The organism is Gloeothece verrucosa PCC 7822 (assembly GCF_000147335.1).
Classification (GTDB): Bacteria; Cyanobacteriota; Cyanobacteriia; order Cyanobacteriales; family Microcystaceae; genus Gloeothece; species Gloeothece verrucosa.
The window spans coordinates 1,003,912-1,021,735 of sequence record NC_014501.1 but is presented as its reverse complement, the minus strand read 5'-3'; the positions used below and the strand labels follow the sequence as shown (position 1 = coordinate 1,021,735).

Annotated in this window: 20 protein-coding genes; 8 read left to right on the top strand and 12 right to left on the bottom strand. The window is 41.8% G+C overall.

Annotated features, from left to right (window positions below; translation table 11 throughout):
- Nucleotides 1-17: 17 nt before the first annotated feature.
- The gene (locus CYAN7822_RS04590) at nt 18-404 is read right to left on the bottom strand and encodes a hypothetical protein (RefSeq protein ID WP_013321073.1); all 387 of its coding nucleotides are present in this window, start codon (nt 402-404) and stop codon (nt 18-20) included.
- Between the two features lie 1,002 nt (nt 405-1,406).
- Here CYAN7822_RS04590 and CYAN7822_RS04585 point away from each other — a divergent pair.
- From CYAN7822_RS04585 to CYAN7822_RS38915, 3 genes are read left to right on the top strand one after another with little or no spacing between them, the layout of a single operon-like run.
- Nucleotides 1,407-2,237, top strand: a complete 831-nt coding sequence (locus CYAN7822_RS04585) for a hypothetical protein (RefSeq protein WP_013321072.1) — start codon at nt 1,407-1,409, stop codon at nt 2,235-2,237.
- 42 nt (nt 2,238-2,279) lie between these two features.
- Nucleotides 2,280-2,705 carry a tRNA(His) guanylyltransferase Thg1 family protein gene (locus tag CYAN7822_RS38920; protein WP_216701567.1) on the top strand — a complete coding sequence of 142 codons (426 nt, stop codon included), beginning with the start codon at nt 2,280-2,282 and terminating at the stop codon, nt 2,703-2,705.
- The gene (locus CYAN7822_RS38915; protein WP_216701566.1) at nt 2,686-3,057 is read left to right on the top strand and encodes a hypothetical protein; all 372 of its coding nucleotides are present in this window, start codon (nt 2,686-2,688) and stop codon (nt 3,055-3,057) included. Before CYAN7822_RS38920 ends, CYAN7822_RS38915 begins: the two co-directional genes overlap by 20 nt.
- Before the next feature lie 111 nt (nt 3,058-3,168).
- Here CYAN7822_RS38915 and CYAN7822_RS04575 read toward each other — a convergent pair whose 3' ends face one another.
- Nucleotides 3,169-3,636: a hypothetical protein gene (locus CYAN7822_RS04575; protein ID WP_013321071.1), complete on the bottom strand. Its 468-nt coding sequence runs from the start codon at nt 3,634-3,636 to the stop codon at nt 3,169-3,171.
- Between the two features lie 182 nt (nt 3,637-3,818).
- Nucleotides 3,819-4,823: a hypothetical protein gene (locus tag CYAN7822_RS04570; RefSeq protein ID WP_013321070.1), complete on the bottom strand. Its 1,005-nt coding sequence runs from the start codon at nt 4,821-4,823 to the stop codon at nt 3,819-3,821.
- A 578-nt stretch (nt 4,824-5,401) separates the two neighbouring features.
- On the opposite strand from CYAN7822_RS04570, the gene CYAN7822_RS04565 reads away from it, so the two are divergent.
- From CYAN7822_RS04565 to CYAN7822_RS04545, 5 genes are all read left to right on the top strand, one after another.
- Nucleotides 5,402-5,731, top strand: coding sequence for a plasmid mobilization protein (locus CYAN7822_RS04565; RefSeq protein WP_041933132.1), 330 nt, complete (start codon nt 5,402-5,404; stop codon nt 5,729-5,731).
- Nucleotides 5,728-7,029: a relaxase/mobilization nuclease domain-containing protein gene (locus CYAN7822_RS04560; protein WP_013321068.1), complete on the top strand. Its 1,302-nt coding sequence runs from the start codon at nt 5,728-5,730 to the stop codon at nt 7,027-7,029. Before CYAN7822_RS04565 ends, CYAN7822_RS04560 begins: the two co-directional genes overlap by 4 nt.
- A gap of 188 nt (nt 7,030-7,217) precedes the next feature.
- Nucleotides 7,218-7,781 (top strand): tetratricopeptide repeat protein, encoded by a 564-nt coding sequence (locus tag CYAN7822_RS04555; RefSeq protein ID WP_013321067.1) that lies wholly within the window; start codon nt 7,218-7,220, stop codon nt 7,779-7,781.
- Between the two features lie 104 nt (nt 7,782-7,885).
- A complete protein-coding gene (locus CYAN7822_RS04550; protein ID WP_013321066.1) occupies nt 7,886-8,089 on the top strand; it encodes a hypothetical protein in 204 nt (67 codons plus the stop codon).
- Nucleotides 8,086-8,355 carry a type II toxin-antitoxin system RelE family toxin gene (locus tag CYAN7822_RS04545; protein ID WP_013321065.1) on the top strand — a complete coding sequence of 90 codons (270 nt, stop codon included), beginning with the start codon at nt 8,086-8,088 and terminating at the stop codon, nt 8,353-8,355. The genes CYAN7822_RS04550 and CYAN7822_RS04545 overlap by 4 nt, the downstream gene beginning before the upstream one ends.
- Before the next feature lie 52 nt (nt 8,356-8,407).
- Here CYAN7822_RS04545 and CYAN7822_RS04540 read toward each other — a convergent pair whose 3' ends face one another.
- From CYAN7822_RS04540 to CYAN7822_RS04500, 9 genes are read right to left on the bottom strand one after another with little or no spacing between them, the layout of a single operon-like run.
- A complete protein-coding gene (locus CYAN7822_RS04540; RefSeq protein ID WP_013321064.1) occupies nt 8,408-10,117 on the bottom strand; it encodes a type IV secretory system conjugative DNA transfer family protein in 1,710 nt (569 codons plus the stop codon).
- On the bottom strand, nt 10,114-10,599 hold the full coding sequence (locus CYAN7822_RS04535) for a hypothetical protein (protein WP_013321063.1): 486 nt from the start codon (nt 10,597-10,599) through the stop codon (nt 10,114-10,116). The genes CYAN7822_RS04540 and CYAN7822_RS04535 overlap by 4 nt, the downstream gene beginning before the upstream one ends.
- Nucleotides 10,600-10,610: 11 nt before the next feature.
- Nucleotides 10,611-12,086, bottom strand: coding sequence for a hypothetical protein (locus CYAN7822_RS04530; protein ID WP_013321062.1), 1,476 nt, complete (start codon nt 12,084-12,086; stop codon nt 10,611-10,613).
- Between the two features lie 47 nt (nt 12,087-12,133).
- Nucleotides 12,134-12,469 (bottom strand): hypothetical protein, encoded by a 336-nt coding sequence (locus tag CYAN7822_RS04525; protein WP_013321061.1) that lies wholly within the window; start codon nt 12,467-12,469, stop codon nt 12,134-12,136.
- Nucleotides 12,470-12,504: 35 nt separating this feature from the next.
- Nucleotides 12,505-13,695 (bottom strand): hypothetical protein, encoded by a 1,191-nt coding sequence (locus tag CYAN7822_RS04520; RefSeq protein WP_013321060.1) that lies wholly within the window; start codon nt 13,693-13,695, stop codon nt 12,505-12,507.
- Nucleotides 13,696-13,737: 42 nt separating this feature from the next.
- Nucleotides 13,738-14,445 carry a hypothetical protein gene (locus CYAN7822_RS04515; RefSeq protein ID WP_013321059.1) on the bottom strand — a complete coding sequence of 236 codons (708 nt, stop codon included), beginning with the start codon at nt 14,443-14,445 and terminating at the stop codon, nt 13,738-13,740.
- The gene (locus CYAN7822_RS04510) at nt 14,438-15,925 is read right to left on the bottom strand and encodes a hypothetical protein (RefSeq protein WP_013321058.1); all 1,488 of its coding nucleotides are present in this window, start codon (nt 15,923-15,925) and stop codon (nt 14,438-14,440) included. Before CYAN7822_RS04510 ends, CYAN7822_RS04515 begins: the two co-directional genes overlap by 8 nt.
- A gap of 11 nt (nt 15,926-15,936) precedes the next feature.
- Nucleotides 15,937-16,770, bottom strand: a complete 834-nt coding sequence (locus tag CYAN7822_RS04505; RefSeq protein WP_013321057.1) for a hypothetical protein — start codon at nt 16,768-16,770, stop codon at nt 15,937-15,939.
- A 12-nt stretch (nt 16,771-16,782) separates the two neighbouring features.
- Nucleotides 16,783-17,820 carry a hypothetical protein gene (locus tag CYAN7822_RS04500; RefSeq protein WP_013321056.1) on the bottom strand — a complete coding sequence of 346 codons (1,038 nt, stop codon included), beginning with the start codon at nt 17,818-17,820 and terminating at the stop codon, nt 16,783-16,785.
- Nucleotides 17,821-17,824: the final 4 nt, after the last annotated feature.

Genomic DNA, 17,824 nt, shown 5'->3' with positions numbered 1-17,824 from the left:
GCCCGTAAAATCAATTATTATTCGTTAGATTGACACCATTTTTTAACCCCTTTTTTTGCTAAATAAATCACAACAGGAGTCGCTACTGCTACCGGAATTTGTCCACTTGCTGCTAATGTTGCTACTGCTACGGTTAATAAATCTTTCATAAGATCATCTATAAAATCATCATCACAGACAATAGAACGACATCTTTTAGCTAATTTATCTAGAATATTATCTTCTTCCACTACCCTACTAGAAATCTCTACACCTGTTTCCATTGCCAATAAACCAGCAGATTCAATTAAATCTCCGTCTGTTTCTGCAATTAATTCTAAAGCATCTAAGGCTTCAGGATAATCTTTAAATTGTTCCCGATATTGTTCAATTTCTTGGGTTGTTAATTGGGTTGCATTGCTCATATTTTCCTCTACAAAATCAATATTCTCTAATATGGCGTATGGCTAGGGAAGCTACAAAAACGGCAAACTAAGCTGTAAGCTATACTATAATTAGCTTTTGGTCTTTCTATCCTAATCAGGATTTATTCGTGAGTAAAGTTCCTACTTTGTTTTTGGAACTGGTACTTACCAGCTTAAAATTACTTTTCGTATCTTCAAACAGCCATTTAGTCTTAAATAAGTACCTGGACATAAATAAAGATCTCTGTGTTAAGAAATGTAAACAGGCTGAAAGCCTTTCAAGAGTGCCTATTGCCTAATCAAATAGTTAACTATACTTTTGTCCACCCACTTAAAATACATTTTGAAGCTCTTTGATTGTCTCACTTTTTTGATCCGAAAACTTTGAGTATATTTACTTAAATTATCGGCAGAGGGAATGTAGTAATTCATGTTACATTTTGACGTGCGGAATGTGGCTTAATTATTATCGGCTTGCGTTGTGATGCCCTCAAGTAGATACCAGGAGAAGATTTGAGGCGGTTTTAAAAGGCGAGTTGGACTATTCTATCAATAAAACTAGATTGTTGAGAATGGTTTCGGGAATAACTGGCTACCCGGATTAAATAATTTTTCAAGGGTGACCATCACAACGGAGCCGGATAGTTTTATTATTATCAGCTTCCGTTGTGATGCCTTCAAAAAGTGACTACCATAATACATTTAAGTGATAACAACACGAGCCGGTAAGTTATAAATTTAGGCAAGTGTTGTGACCCACTCTAATCCTTATCACAGTAAAAGTTGAGGGGGTTTTCAGCCAAGACTTTATCTGTCAATAAGACCGATTTGTTGATACTCCCAAGCACTCCGATTACAACCACTTCTATCGAACATTGACGACACACTTGATTAATTGCTCAGGTTTCGGTCTTCACCTATCGTTTTTTAAATGTCCGTTAAATGGACATTTATTTCCCCTCAAACTTTAAAATTAATAAATAAAAAATTTTTACTCCCACCATGTCATCTAGCTCGAATTATTGTGCCACTGTTTCCCAACTCTTAACTTATCAAGATTTTCAAGAGGAAGACTTTTTTGATTGGCCTGATTATCTAAAATTAGGTTTAAGCGCCGAACATATTCCCCAGTTAATTGAGATGGCCACTGATGAGGCACTGTACCAAGCTGATGCTGAAGCCTCAGCATCTTGGGCCCCTATTCTGGCTTGGAGGACATTGGCACAACTCAAAGCCACTCAAGCAATTTCTCCATTGCTAAAAGTGGTTGCCAAACTGGATAATCCAGATGAGGAATATTGGGAATGGATTGGTGACGAACTCCCGAAGGTTTTTTTAAGTATTGGAGTAGAATCAATCCCCATTTTGGCTAACTATCTATCGGATGTCTCCAAAGGTGAATTTTCACGGATCGCTGTGATTGAAACTCTGCAAAATTTCCCCGAAAGCTATCCCGAAGTCCGTAATGATTGTATTTGTGTGCTGACCGAACAGCTAAAACATTTTCAAGCCAATGGAAAAGAAGCCAATGGTTTTATTGTCTTGGCTTTAGTGAAATTGAATGCTATAGAATCGGCGGATCTCATCGAACAAGCTTATGAAGAAGGATATGTCGATGAAGCTGTTGTGGGAGATTGGGAAGAAATTCAAATTTTATTCGGTTTAATACCGCCAAAAACCAAAACAAGAATTTTATCTTCAAGTAGCTTAGAATCCAGTCTTTATCAGTCCGATGAGTTCGCCCTGCGCCAAAAACAAGCTAAAAGTCAAGCCAAAAAACAGAAAAAAAGGCAAAAAGAAGCTCGTCGAAAAAATAGAGCGAAAAAGAAATAATTATTTAATAGTCTTTGAAATTAACTTTCCTCAGTGACCAAGATGAAATTTGAAGAATTAGACGCGAAGCTTAGAGTTTTTGAGACAGGGCACGATTTTTGTGTTCTGCCAGAAATTTTCATGATCGCTCGTCTTGATGGACGTAATTTCACCCGATTGACTAAAGACACTCATCAGTTTGAAGCGCCCTTTGACCTTAAATTTCGGGATTACATGGTAGCAACCGTAGAACACTTGATGAACTGTGGATTTCGAGTAGTCTATGGTTACACCCAGAGCGATGAAATATCACTGTTACTGCATAGAGACGAAACTACCTTCGGGCGAAAGCTCAGAAAACTTAATTCTGTCTTAGCAGGAGAGGCCAGTGCTAAACTATCTCTACTGCTGGGTACATTAGCCGCGTTTGATTGCCGTATTTCTCAACTACCAACCTTAAATTTAGTGGTTGATTATTTCCGTATTTAGTAGCGCGGATGCTCATCGCAATGCTTTAAACTCTCATTGTTACTGGACTTTACGCAAAAACGGTTATACAGTTGGTCAGGCAACCAGCAAGCTTGAAAAACTCTCAATTAGTGCTAAAAATGAATTACTTTATCAACAAGCAGGGCTTAATTTTAATGACCTACCCAACTGGCAGAAACGAGGAGTAGGCTTGTATTGGGAGATTTATCAGAAAGAAGGAGTAAATCCCCTCACGGGAGAGACAGTTTTAGTCACAAGAAAACGACTATTTGTTGACATGGAATTACCCATGAAAGATGAGTATAGCGATTTTGTGAGAAAACTAATCCTTACTGAACATACAGAGCTATAAAACTTGCTCACGCCTTGAAATATCGCTTTCAGAGTCGGCTAACTCATCATTAGGACACAGATTGAATGTTTTATTGGTAACAGCCGTCGGTGTGTTAAAATTTCCCCTACTCTATTTATTTTTTTTCTCTGGTAACTCATCATTAGGATACCAGCCAGCCGGAATGACCTCAAAGTCCCATTGGTCTTTAAAAATATACATCCGATCTAAAATATCGTTACTTGAAAGTGCGCCTTGGTTTCCTTGTTTCCAATCTTGCCTTTCAATAGTTCCCATCACTAAATAATTATTTCCCACGATTTGAGGATTGTCTTGACTAAATCCAATAGTCATTAACGCTTCTATTTCTTGTTTCTTAGCAATAATAAGTTCACAGTAAGGACAGTATTTACACTGTTTATTCAGTAAAAAAATTTGTTGAGGCTCAATGTGAATAACTAAGGCAAATTTCCGGACTTTGGTTTTTGTCTCACATTTAGGACATTTAGTAAAAGCGCAATCTGGGTAAGGATTGAGAAAAAATCTATATTTTTTTTTGAGCTTGTTTGCCTTTAATTGATTTGAACTTTTCGTTTTCATCAGACAGATGCTTATTTGAGCAACAGTAAGCCTTCCTATGTAGCTTTATGTTAATACGGATTAAACTGACTGTAGCGAAAATTTTGTTGAGCATTTTAAACACTCAGGCAGAGCTTACCCTTTGGAAATTTGAAAATTTAGAGAAGAAAGCTCTACTGACCAATCTTAATCCCCGAAAAAACTCAGGCATCAGGCTTCTCTTCTACCTTTTGTTTCTTTTTCTCAAAAACCGTCACCCCCGCCCCTTCGAGTTCAACCACGCCATCAAAGTCAATACGAGCGACTTTTCCTGACAAAGCGGCTACCCAATCGGCAAAAGAATCCATCTTCTCCACTTGTTTTTTTAGGGTTTTACGATTGAGGGAAGCTCGGACAGTAATACCACCTTCCCCTGATACTTGTAATGTTACGGTCTTACCTTGTTCTGGAAGGTCAGGACGAGTAGTGAACTTAACCGTCATTTCTGGTTGTTTGCCATTAATCATAATAATTGGAGAGGAAGAAGAATCTTCTGATGATTTTGATGATGACTTTTTTGATTTAAAAGTAGCAGGAGTCTGCACCTGTGCGGGGGTAGCTTCTCTTAGGGAAATGGTTTCATCTACCCAATTGGCTTCTGTTAAAACCAGTTCTTCACCTTTACGAGTGCAGAGCAACTCCCAGAACTGCCCTTTTTCTGCTCCAGAAAGACTGCCAGAAACCGTAATTAAAAAAGGTTGCCAGCGAGACTGCTTTTCTTGGCCGGGCGGGGGGGTTTCGTTGCGTTCCAAGCGCATCACCACTTTCTCATTATCTGTAAAGAGAATGCGCCCTCGAATTTGGAATTGGTCTGAAGCGGTCTGTTGTGGAGGTAGGTCATTAAATGAATAGTCTTCAAGGGAGGAAAGACATTTAATCAATTGTACTTGAAAAAATTTGCCCTCCTTTGTGGTGCGGAAATAGACGCGCCATAGGTAGGCATTGTCTAGATTAAAATTTCCCTTACTTGATAACCTCTTCCAAACCGTAAGCCCTACCCTAGCCGGGAGCTTAGTACCGTCAAAAAGTTGTAAACTCCCTTGAAGTTTACTTTGATGCTCGTCGGCTGGTAATACAGTCTCAAATTTACCGAAGAGATAGCCGACAGCACTAAATTGAGTAGGAGATTGAGGAGGTTTAAAAAGAGGCTCGATGATGGATTGAGACATTAAGGCATTGACAGAGGAGCGATAGAGTCAATTTTCAGTGTAACCGACCTAGGAGAAACGCAACAACAACCTTAAACATCCTAAGTGAACGAGAACTCGTCTATTGGCTATGAGTTTTTTCTATTTTATATATCCCTCCTAAGCACTCGCCGCATCCTGTCGGGCTAGGTTTAACTGGCTTCTCTGTGTTGTGCCTCGATGCTCTCATTAATTTCGACTAAACAACAAACTTTAGCTATTGCTTTTCTAAAATTGATAGTTCTGACAAGCATTTTTCAGGAACTTTAAGCATTTATTTGACAAGTATTTTCCAGTTGGCTAGAAGATCTTTATCGATTTTATGAATTTATTTATGAGTTTATTCTAAGCATTTTTAGGATTTTTGCTGACTTTTTATGCTTGTTTATACAGTTCTCCAACTCCTCCTTAATTCCTCCATCTTGCCTCTAACTTGTTGGGGCTTATTGTGTGGAGCTTAAACCCGATAGCAAGCCGTGTTAAAAAATACATTTACGTTATTATTATGCCATAATAAAAATGTAAAAAATCTCCGATTAGCCGTCAAGGAGGAAAAAGTTTTGAAGCTCAAACAACAAAGGACGGATATAGTCAGCGTTCGTTTTCTGCCGGAAGAAAAAGAAAAATTAGCCCAAATAGCGGCTCAACGGAATATAACCGTAAGTGGACTGGTGAGATTAAATGCCCTCGCTCAAAGCGATAACAGTCACATCAAATTTGTCCCAGAAGTCAATCGAAAACTTTATTTTGAACTGGGAAAAGTTGCCGAAAAGCTTCAAGAAAATGAGTTAAACAACGATTCTTTAAATAGCTTATACTCGCTTCTTAATGAAGTGAGAAAAGAATTGATAGGAATAAAACCAGCCCCTAGGTCAGCACTCAATCAATGATAGCTAAACAGGTTCAAGGCACGAACTTTAAGAATGTCTTGGATTATGTACACAAGAAAGCCGGAGCCAAGTTAATTGGCACAAACATGACGGGAAAAGAGCCAGAAAGCCTAGCCGTTGAATTTCGCATATCTGCCCAATTAAGAAGGCGAGTTACCAAATGCGTTTATCACGTTAGTCTTTCTGTCTCTAAGGAGGAAAAACTAGCCCAACAACAGTGGATTAAAATTGCCCGTGCTTATCTAAAAGGGATGGAATTTGACGCAAACCAATACGCTATTTACCGCCACACCGATAGAGAACACGATCACATTCACATTATCGCTAGTCGTATTAGAATTACCGATGGCTCTGTGGTTAATGATTCGTGGCAGTATAGGCGCTCTGAGAAATTAGTCAGACAATTAGAGCAAGACTTTAGCCTTTCTACGACGCAAAGCAGTTGGGAGAAAAGAAAGCGATCCGCGAAGCGGCGCTCGCCTACGGCGAGCGCGCCAACCACCGGAGAAATACGGCAACAGAGAAGGACAGGTGAACTTAACAAAAGAAGCCAGCTTCAGGGGATAATCGAACAAGCTTTAAGAGATCGTCCCTCTGTTGAGGAATTTATAAGCCGATTGAGGGATAAAAAGGTAAATGTTCGGCTCAGAAAATCGCACATAGGACAAATAGAGGGAATTTCCTATAAATTCAACGGTGTAGCCTTCCAAGGACGGCAACTTGGTAAGGATTATTCTTGGACTAGCTTAAAATCTGTCTTGGCTACTCAAAATAGTCATGAACTAACTCAGGATGAGTTGAATCCTCAAATTGAAGCCCTCACAGTTGTTACTAATGACAGTGCCGAACTTGTTCCGCACCCGAAACAAGATGCACAGAGTAACAAAGTACAAAAGCCGAAAAACAACAATCAAGAAACAGAGAATAACCAATTAGAACAACTGAAAAACTATAACCAGGAAGTAGAAAGTGACGAGCTAGAACAGCAGAAAAAGACATTAAGAGATAAATATGTTCATCTTGCCTCCCTTGTTCGGCAACTGCCTCAATTTTATGATAGGGAAACCAGAGAGATCGATATTGGAGTGACTTTGTTATCGTTAAAGTTGGGTGATGACTTACAGGAAGCCAAAGTAATTTTGACTCAGAGTAATCAGGTTAAACAATGGCATCAAGAATTACCAAGAGAGACTTATCTTAAGATAGCTAGAGAATATATTCTAAAGGTTACTAATAAGGCTACTGAGCTAATTGAGGAAAATCATTTAAACCAAAAAAGGGTTGAATTAGAACGATAACCGCAAGTAACTAACTCTTGCTTTATTAAGAGTTATAAATTATTTTCTTCAATTAATTTAATCTAATTAATGCCCATCAAGAAAATTGTTAACTAATGCTTATCTAAAACATCTGATGATATGAATTATAATATAGTACCTTAAAATAAAACAAATGTATTATTTGCTATCCTCGGTTAAATTTGGCTATGTTTCCTAAACACAATGTTGTTGCTCTCGTTCATGCTCTACAACTAGCCTCAATGCCTTTTTCCGCGACAATTGGGTTAGTTATCTTCGGAATGTTGACTGCCCCTCCACGTCAGCCAAAAATCCCAAAAACTGTATCAGAAATGTTGCCAGCCGCAGAAAGTAAAGTAATGCACGGCAAATATGATGAAGCCCTTGCTCTCTACAATAAAATTATTGTTAAATCCCCTGAACCCCTAATTTTAGTTAGTGCTTATTGGGGAAGGGGCGCAACTCGTCTGAAGCAGTTCACTCTCATCAATATCAGAGTACGAACTTTAAGGCTAAAAACCCGAAGCGATAAAAGTTTTACCCATGAGTATCAAACCACTCTCAAAGAGTCTCAAACTCTATTTAATCAGGGGGTTTCTGACCATCTAAAAGCGGCAAAAATTGCTGAAGATACAGGCTTAAAAACCTGTAGCCAAGAAATCCGTGAAATCCTACCTCAACTGCCTGGGGGAATGGTGCGTTACAACAATCCTTATGACCTTTATCTGAAACGAACTCTAACACGCTGTTAATTGTTAATTTATGACTTAATCGGATTTAGGATTAATGAGCTATGATGACAGAAAGATAAATATCCACAGAAATTTATCCACATACTCAAAATAAGGACAAAATAATGGACGTTCAAGATTATCCCTTCGCTCAAGAATTGATTACAGATTCTCAAGGTCAAATCCTAAAAGTAGTTATCAATTTTCAAGACTATGAACGTATTATTGAAGCAATTGAAGATGAAGGACTCTATCGTGCCATGAAAGAAGTTAAAGATGAAACTCCCTTGAGTTTAGAACAAGCCTTAGCCGAACTAGAGCAAGAATGAAAACCGAGTATCTTCCTACCTTTATCAAAGATCTTAAAGCCTTGAAAAGTACCCAAGTTTACACAACGATTAAAAATTTTGTCTTTGAGGATATTTTAGCTTATGACAATCTTAACGAGATCGGCAACATAAAAAAGTTAAAAGGAGAAGATAATGCTTACCGGCTTCGCATTGGTGATTATAGAATAGGCTTTTTTTTAACAGACGATACCATTACTTTCTCTCGCATCCTGCATCGACGAGAATTTTATCGTTATTTTCCCTAGAGTGGAAGATAATTAAACTTCCAATGAACGCTAAGGTGTTATCAAGAATTTGTCACAACATCGCCGCAAAAAGTTCACTCTCCTCGCCCTTATTTTTCCCGCCTGGAAACATCTTTTGAGCCAGTTGATAACGCGCCGCCAAATCCTCCCCGGTAATAGAAATCTGTGTGCTACGCTCTGCTAAACCTCCTCTCACCTTGTCCCAACGGGTTTCTGACCATTTCAAAATAGTCTGATAATCACTGCTTAAATTAATTGATTCTAAGAGCGGTATGTAAGCCGCTTTACCCCGCTTAAAATGAGGATTGAGCAGAATACAACGACCCGTAGGTAATTGAAGAAAATCCGAGGCTTCAAACAGGGGTTTCGTTTGAATTTGTTCAGAAATATTGGTACTGGCTTTCCCTCCACTTCTGCCCTTACTTTTTTGTTTAAACTTAACCTCTTTAGAACCGAGATAATCGGAAAATAATTTAGCCGAATCTTGATCTTGTGGGTTAAAAATTATTTTCGTAGCACAGCCTCCAATAATAGCTCTGGCTAAATCTTCACCGTACATTTTCTCCATTTGTACCAAATTTTGAAAGCCTAAAACGGTACACAAACCATCTTCCCTATTCTCATTTAACCAATGATGAAGCCCTGGTAAATAAAGGGTTGGGACTTCATCAGCTATTAGAAATAATGGGTCAGAACGCTTTCTTGAAACATTTCTATTAACTAATAAATGAAGGATAGCAGCAATCAAAGGAGCAAGAACATCACGTTTTTCCCTGTCCAATCCCAACACTAACATTTGCTTTCCTTCTAAAAAAGTTGGAATCGTAGTCTTACCACAAAAAGCCGGTAAAACATCCGCTTTCATGAAGCGAGTAAAATTAATATTAGCGGTTGCCAGAATAGAACTAACCGTCTTTTCTGATTGGGCACTGGAAATTAATTGCCCAAAACTAGCCAAAATCCAGGGATTGAGTTTATCCTTCTGCTTGATAATTTGTTGAGCCAAATCAGTACGACTTGCCAATGCCTGACACATCATCAAATCAGGATACTCTGTACCTCGTGCCAACATCATGATCGCTTCCGTCACCTGATCTCCGGCGGGTCCAAAAAAACCATCCTCAGAGGTTTGCCCAGAACGCTTAAAATTTTGGTTCATCACCTCAGCGAACTGTCGCGCCATCATCGAATCAGTATCATCTTTTAAAAACTCCAAAGGATTACAAACCTCGGATTCACGATAGCCAGGGGCGAAAATATGCAGTTGGTAGCCATTTTTAACCGCATAAGCAGCTAGACGGGAAGTTTGGGTAGGGAATTTAAAATCCCATAAAATCATGGGAAATCCCTGTTCAATGACCGAAATGGCTAGTTGGTCAATGACTGAAACCGTCTTACCCGTTCCAGGCGCACCGAGAACCGCCGTACCCCTCTGAGCATCAGGAAGATATAGAGGTGAAGGAGCTAAAGGGTTTTGGGTAGGCGTTCCCACCCAAACTGAAACCGCATTTTCCTTCTTATGCCGCATTTGTTTGAGGGCAATTCGTTTAGCGGCTGACTTTTCTGCACGTCCACCAAAATACCCCTTAGCCAGCTTGCCCTTCTTACCCCCGGTTTTACCCATCAAAGCAAGTAGCCCGACAAATCCCAGACAGGCAAGCAACATCATCCCCTGCTGAGGGGAGATAGAGCGAGACATATTATTAAAAGCACGACCAAAAGCATCATTAGCCGGTTTTACGGCAACATAATGATTATTCATTGAAGTTTGAAAAAGTTAAAGAGAATCGATAAGAAAATGGGAAACGGGATAAAAGCAGCCCGTCTCAAAAATGCGATCGCTATCTCTGGAGTTAACTCACTCTCAAGATGTTGAAGGGAAAGGACGGTACTAACCAAAAAGATTGTCAATCCGGCTTTAAGAAGAAGCGAAGGCAGATGCCACCAACGCCACAGCCACCAACCCAGAACGAAAAGTATTGCACAGGGGATAAAAAAAGATCGTTTGCTTAACTTCCAGAGGGCGACATCATGATCGTTCCACCTGAAACGAGAGATTAATAGCGCTACAATCCCACCGAAGGCCACTGATAAAAGAGCAATTTCCTCTGGCGAGATGACCATGTAATGAGGTGAAATAAGTCCTCCATAAAATAGACTAATCTCAACAAAAGTCCGCATAGCGGGTAAAATCGTAGATTTTCGCAACAATAAGGGAATAAGCCCACTAATCTTGGTTGACATAAGTTATATCCTCACCCAATTTCAGCTTGAGACTGTCTAGATTTGCCGTGATCTAATTGGCGGTTGACGGCTTGAAATTTTTCAACGTCTTTTTGTGTTAAAGAACCCTCCAGTTCCCCATTTTTAAGGCTTAAAATCGTTCCTCGTCCATCCTTAGCACTGACCGTCAAATCTCGACCTTGACGTTCTATGCGGAAACTGTTGCCTTCAAACACTTGTCGCCCGTCCTCAGTTTTGCCACCAAAGCGGTCAAGTAGTTTTGAGGCAACGTTGGTCACAGCAATATTCTGTAAATCCTGTTTTAGACCTCGGTTAGCAGCCGGAGAGAGTTTTTCTCGCGTCGAACTTAAAAAGCTAGATACCTTACGGGACAAATCTTTGACTGTGTTCTGGAAACGGGAAAGACTGGTTTTAAGATTGTCTTTGAGAGAACTTTTCGGAACATTACGCTCTACTTCCCGATTGAGAACCAGGATAATCGGAACGTTACCACCAGGGGCATTAGCCACAGCATTTTCGATCTGATCGAGATTAACCCCAAGGTTTTGCAACTCCTGTTTTTGTTCATCAGAGAGAGAAACGCCCTTTTGCCCCTGTTGAGGCGCATTTTCGGTCATAATCTCAACGGGAACCGATGGTACAGAGGGTTGTTCTATTTGAGTTTCTCTTGGGTTTCTTTCCCCTTGAACCACAGGCATAGTGGGTATTTGGGCTGTTTGAGTTGCGCTTGGCTTTGGAGGGATAGGTAAGGGGGAAGTTTTAGCTTCAGTCGTCGTTTTTTGCCTTGAGGGTACGGGTAAGGGTGAGGATTTAGCCTCTTGGCTCGTTTTCTGCCTTGAAGCTGATAATGGTAGCTTTTTAGCTTCAGTTGTAGTTTTCTGCTTTGGAGGTACAGGTAATGGCGAAGTTTGGGCTTCTCGGCTGGCTTTTGGCTTTGAAGTTACGTGTGATGATGGGGTTTTAGCTTCAGTCGCCGTTTTTTGCCCTGGAGTTAGGGGTGATGAGGAAGTCTTCCCTTGTCGGGTTGAGGTTTCAACATTTTTACTAGGTTTGACACCAGTTTTCTCTACTGTAGGAGCAAGCTTATTGTTTTCGACAACTCCATCTTTGAGGCGAAAAACTTCTTTCCCATTAATGGTAATTTGTACATCTTGATCTAGGGGTATAGAAGCCACCCCAGGCTGATTTGACGGTGGTAACTTAATAACTTCTCTTAGGTAGCGCAATTGTTCAGATGACAATTCTGGAGTTTGAGCTTTAACCTCAAGCTCTTTATTTTTAACATTGGCCTTGTAAGCTACGGAGTCATTGATAGCAATCTCGACATTAACGTCCTTGTGAGAAAGTTTTAGAGACTTGAGTAATTGACGAATCAGAGCGATCGTAGCGGTAGCCGCCGTCTTCACGACACTATCTTGCGCTTCTTGAATTGCTTGACCACTCTCTTGAGCTTCGTGACGATCAATAGGAATTACAGGATTGGACATAATAGTTATCAGTAGATTTCTTTGACAAACGAGAAAGGGAAATGATTTTAACGGTTTTTACCCTTCAATAACCCTAAATCTGGCATTTGGATCGGATTTTCCAGACGATTGAGCAAGGTTTCTCCCTCAACTAAAACCCAAGCCAGTTCTCCGTCAATTGCCCACTCAATGGTTTTAGGGGTATAACTAGAAGGCACTGAGATTTCATGGGTAATATAACCATTTGCCCACTGGAGAGCTAACTTCTGGTCACAGAAAACTTCAATGAGCTTCGGTTGATAACCTGCCGGCAATGAGGGTTTATGGTAAACGGGTTCTAGAGCAAGAGCGATCGCCTGATAGGATTTCAATTTTTCGGCAATATTCGGTGGAAGTGTCATCATGGTTCTTCTTATTGTTTCTTTAAGGAAATTTATGACTAAAATGCGCCAAGAAAGATGATGTCTTTTTCATGCTGTGACATCCAAGGGAAGGGGCCGATTATGTATGGGCTACAGCCACATAAAGTACAAAAGCGAAAGTAAATGGAAAATTTGGCTATCCCCGAAGCTTCATCAGTATCGGTGAGAACGACTTTAAAGCCTTCACCAAAAGGAAGTCGCCCCGTAGGTTCAGAGCCGGCAAGACAGCCACTGCCACCAGCAACCGATTGAGAGTTACCAGAAATCCATTGTTTCCCATGAACAAACGTTGCCCCTAACCAGTCGGGGCCGGCTAGTTCGATATGAGCGCAGTTATTTTGGTCACAGGGATAGTCAAAACCTACTACATCACTTCCGGTCACGGTATTGACGCGATGGGCTTCTTTTTCGCCAAATACGATATCTACCAGGGCAAATATCCCAGGTGTGCCCAAATCCGTGAAGAAATTGGAAAAGGGCAAATCGGCCAGCCCCGGTATTTCCTCGATTAAAGTCTCATCCCATCCGGCAAATTGGTCTAGGGGTGTATCTAAAAGCCCAGGAAGGGAATTGACATTATATTTAGCCAGGTTAAGAGAATCTAAAGGTAAATTGGCTAGTGAGTCATCGTTAATTAAATCTCCCAAGGCCCAATTACTTAAGTCCGTTGCGTTCGCACTACCTAACTGTGTTTCTACAAGATCATAGAGGGGCGCAACCTCATGGAGGGAAAAATGGGCTAAGTCGGGAATAGCATCAACCAAGGTTTTGAGGGTTTGCTTTTTAATGACTCCAAAATCGGCAAGACTTACAGAATTCCCCGACAATCCTACAGGATTTAAAATACTCAAGAGTGAACGGCTAGGAAGGTTAGTCGAAGAGGCTAAATCCCCAAGAGTAACGATTGAGGTAATGGAATCGCCGGCTTTCCAACTCCTCAAACGATTGTAACCGACAACTCCTGTGGAACCAGATAGGTCAAGTGAGCCGCTTCTAGAGACAGGAGGAATCACACGGAAAGTAATGCGTTCCCAGTCCGGTAAAAACGCACCATTGCTCTCAACGGAAGGAACATACATTTCACTACCAGCGCTCTTTTGAGCAGATGCTATTTTTGGCTTGGCTACAAGAATGGTATTAAAAGAGATGAAGGCAGTAGCACCAGCAAGTATTAGTGCAGCATATTGGGTAAGATTCGGTTTGAGCATTGGTTTATTATTTTCACTCGTATGGGGCAAAAAACTTAAGTATTAATCTGAAGCGGCCACTAAAGCTTCTAATTGAAGGAGTACAGAGGGAGCAAGATTAGTGCGACGTAGAGCATCATCCCAGGACATCCCACCTCGCACATGAGCCAGCAAGATTTCAACTCTTTCAAAAACTTGTCGATTACGTTTCGATGTATCGCGGCTTTGAGCGATTTTTAAACCTTGTTCAATGCGGTTAGCCCTAGCAAGAGTGTTTTGTTCTAGTCGTTGACGTTGTTGCAGAGCAGGACGAGGATCGCTGTTAATATTGACAGCAACGTAACGAGCTTGACCACTGCCATAGCCAACACGGAAGTAATAAATATTTCGCGTTCCCCCAGATTCGGTAACAACCGTTAAAAGGGTGGTGGCTGTAGCCGGTAAATGAGCGAATTTTAACGAATGAATGCGACGAAGATGGATAATCGTAGTTGAGCTATAGCCCTCGTTCTCCTGTGGGACAGAAATAGGAGTATCGAAGTCCAAGGTTAAGCGAGATGGGTCATCTAGCCAAGCTTTAACAATACGTTCTCCGGTTCCCGAAAAGTTGAGAGACAGTCCCATTCCTGGCCAAACAGTAACAGAAGGAATTGAACCTGTACGGCCTTCTGCATGGCTGCTAGAGAAGTTGAGAACAGAGTTAGCCATTACTGATGGGGTGAATTGAAGTAATACGAGGGTTAGACTCGTAGTTATCGCTTTTTTAATCATTTCCCGCCCCTCCTTCGACTGATGTCAATCCGCTTAAATCCAGTTCTAAAGGCTTTTCGGGCACATCGAGGTTAAAACTCTTGTTTACGAAGACTTCTAGAGGAGTCCCTGCCTTCAGGTACAACACTGTCGCCGTAACCCCAGAACGGCGAGTTTTCCCGCCCGTTATACCCCGATAGAGGGTAGAAAGGGAACGAGTACCGGGAATATCGGCAAAATCCCCCGCAACCGAGAGGATATCGGTCAAAGCTTCGGCACTATTTCCATTGCTTCCTCCAAAGGTCTTCCTTGAGGCGATAAGGGGTTGACCTTTTACCCCTCTGATTTTTAAAGCGCCTTGGGGCAATTTCGTTTCAACCCCATCAACCATAAGACTTTCGGCAATCAAGGTAACGAGGGCATTATTCCCCGCAGATAGTTTGACCACGAGTTGCGAACCTGCCCGAATTAAAACATTACCGGACTTGTCTTTGAGCGGTTCGTCGAGAGTAATGATGTAACGGTCATCAGGAGCGACTTCAGTTGTGCTGTTGCGAGAACTTTCCCAAGCAATAGTTGTGTCTAAAACGGCTGATACTGACTGCCCAAAAGCTACGGCAGGAGATGAAGGATTATAATTAGTAGAATTACTCGAATTTTCGGGTACAGGAGTTTCAGTCGCTCTTATATTAGGAACAACTGGGGTAGAGGCGGTTTTTGGCTCGTATCTGGGCATTGAGCGGTTAGAAATTCTTGATTGACTACTAACACCCCCAAAAGAGCCGACTTGAGCCAGTTGTGTCCAAACCTGACTCGGATCAACGAGATTGCTCCTAGAGGGTGATACAGTTGCCCTAACAGCCGGAATAGAGCGTACAGGTTGCCCGTAGCGAACCGGAACAGGCTGAGGTCGAGGTTGATAGACAACTGGCCGAACAGGTGTTTGCCGAATGGGAGTCTGACGGATGGGAACACTTTGCACAGGTCGTTTCTGTGGTAAGGTAACGGTTTTTGGTTGAGGTTGTCCGGTTCGTGGATCTTGTTTGATGGGTTGAGGTTGCTTAACTTTCTCGGCTTCTAAATCTTTAAGCCGCTCTTGCTGCTCCCTTAAGGCCAGTTCGGAAAGGAGTTCACTTTTCTCTTTATCTTGATTTTCAGGAGAAAGTAAGGGACTTTGTTGACTTTCTTTCGTCTCGTTTGGTTTTTTCGCTGATACTGACTCGCCTGGAGATTGGAATTGTGACAGAAACAAACTCGCCACAAAAACCACAAAAAAGACGACTCCCGCGACAAAAACTAACTTAGATAAGGGGCTAGAGGCGAAACTATGTCTTGTAATCTGTTCTTCTAAATCTTCATCGGTTAGCAGAGGAGAGTGTGTAGAAGAAGGGGTTTTTGACTCAGAAGAACCGGCTGATGGGGAGTTAAAACCGGTCAATTTGGCTAACCGTTCTTCTGTGGCAGCATTTTTCGGGGAAGTTTCTTGAGTTTGGCTATTCATCTTTATAAACCTCATTTTTTAGGAGGGGCAACATCAGGATTAGAAGAAGGTGCTAAGTCTCCAAAACGGTAAATTTCCAGCCCCGCAGTACGGGCGTTATAAACCGCTCGTTGTATTTCCGTCGCGCTTTCGGGTAAAGGTTTAGGCGTGATGTAAACTGCCCTAACGTAAATATCTTTATTCACGGGAACGGCTTTACCAATGCGATCGCCTCCCGTGAAGAAATAAAGATTGGCAATCATCTTTAATTTCCATTTGCCCTGCTCAATCGGTTCAGGTTCGGAGAGATGATCGATGACCAAAACCGTTTGAGTTGTGCCACTAAACACCCCGACGGGGGTAATTTCGGCTAAAAGGGGTAAGAAAGTGCTACGAAAATCTTCAGAGAGTGCAAAACTCGCTTCCCAGGCAGCCGTCGTTACTTTGCGTTTACCTCGGAAACTATTACCGCTCAGTTCTACGCCGGGATCTAAGGTAGGCTTGAGTGTGCTTGTTGGAACTTTGTCATTGCCCTGCAAAGTACCTGACGCACTAAAGAGCATAGAGGTAATCTGACTGGTGAAATACTGAATCGCTTGAGGAGAACGATAGAGGGAAGCTTGTGCCCCAACTTGAACTGAACGCCCATCTACTAATTCCACCAAAGTTGGTGAAGGTTTTCGAGCTAGTTTAGCAATCCAGATTGTATTAAACGTGGTTTGAAGAAACAGCAGCCCTTGTAAACCCAAAGTGGCTAAAACGAAAAGAGTCAGAACATTACTCGAAGAATTTTTAATGAGGCGTTGGGCTTTAGGGATTTTCACCTCAGTAGAAGAAGCGGCTTTTTTGAGTTTAAATAATTGCATGATTCTATCCTCCTAAACCATCAATCCACCAATGGTTGTGGCGGTTTTTCCCACTGCACTAGCAATGGATGTCCAGACCGTCAATCCCGCTCCCGAAGCCAAGCTAGAAGCTAAAATCGGAGCTAACAAGCCAGCAAACAGAGCAAACCAGAAGGGATCGCCACCTTCTGCACTTGTGGCTACCACAGAGGCTAGTCCGACGATTATGTTGAAGCAGAGTCGAGCGAACCCTACGGAAAAGAAGCCCGTTAACCAAGCGAAGATTGATCTAGGCCCGTAGGGCAACAGAGAACCCCCAACGGCGATCGGGCCGAGTAAAGCCGTAATGAGTAGAGCCGCTTCGAGTAAATTCTGATAAGCAATTTGTAACCAGTAGAGGACAGCAACGACAATCGGCATCCAAATCGGCTTAAGCAGTCCAAAAACCCCCATATCGACCGCTCCGCCCGTAATTGCGCTCCCGATCCCGTCGAGAAATCCTTGAATTTTGTCGAGCCAGCTTGTATCGCCAAACTGGGATTTGTAATTATCAACAAAGGTTTGTGCTTGCGTGACGGCTTGGCTCATACACTGCATTTGGGCTTCTCCGCTCAGGGATTGACAAGCCCGCATACTATTGGAAATAATGCCTTGTAGTCCGATATTGCCGTTAGCCTGCCGGTAAAGCTCATCAAGTTTGACTCCAGACATTGTGATAGCAATAACTTGAGAGTTAGCTTGATTGATAATTTCCCGCAGAGACAAGGTACTTTTGGCTAACCAGTAACCGTTATTAGCTAACAGGAAAGCCACCAGTAACGGCCATACCAAGGAAGTGAGGACGGCGGGTTTGCCTTCGTTTAAGTCTTTGTAGAGTTCGACGATCAGAAAAATCAGGGTTCCTACAGCAAAGAGGGTTCCCACCCAACAGAGGACACCGTAAAGAGTAGTCCCACCTAAAGAACCCGAATCGCCCAGAACGTTTTTCCAGGTATTGTCCCAGGACGTGGCAACATCAGATGCAGCTTTTGCGCCATCAATCAGAATATTGTTAAGAGAAAAATCACTCATGTAG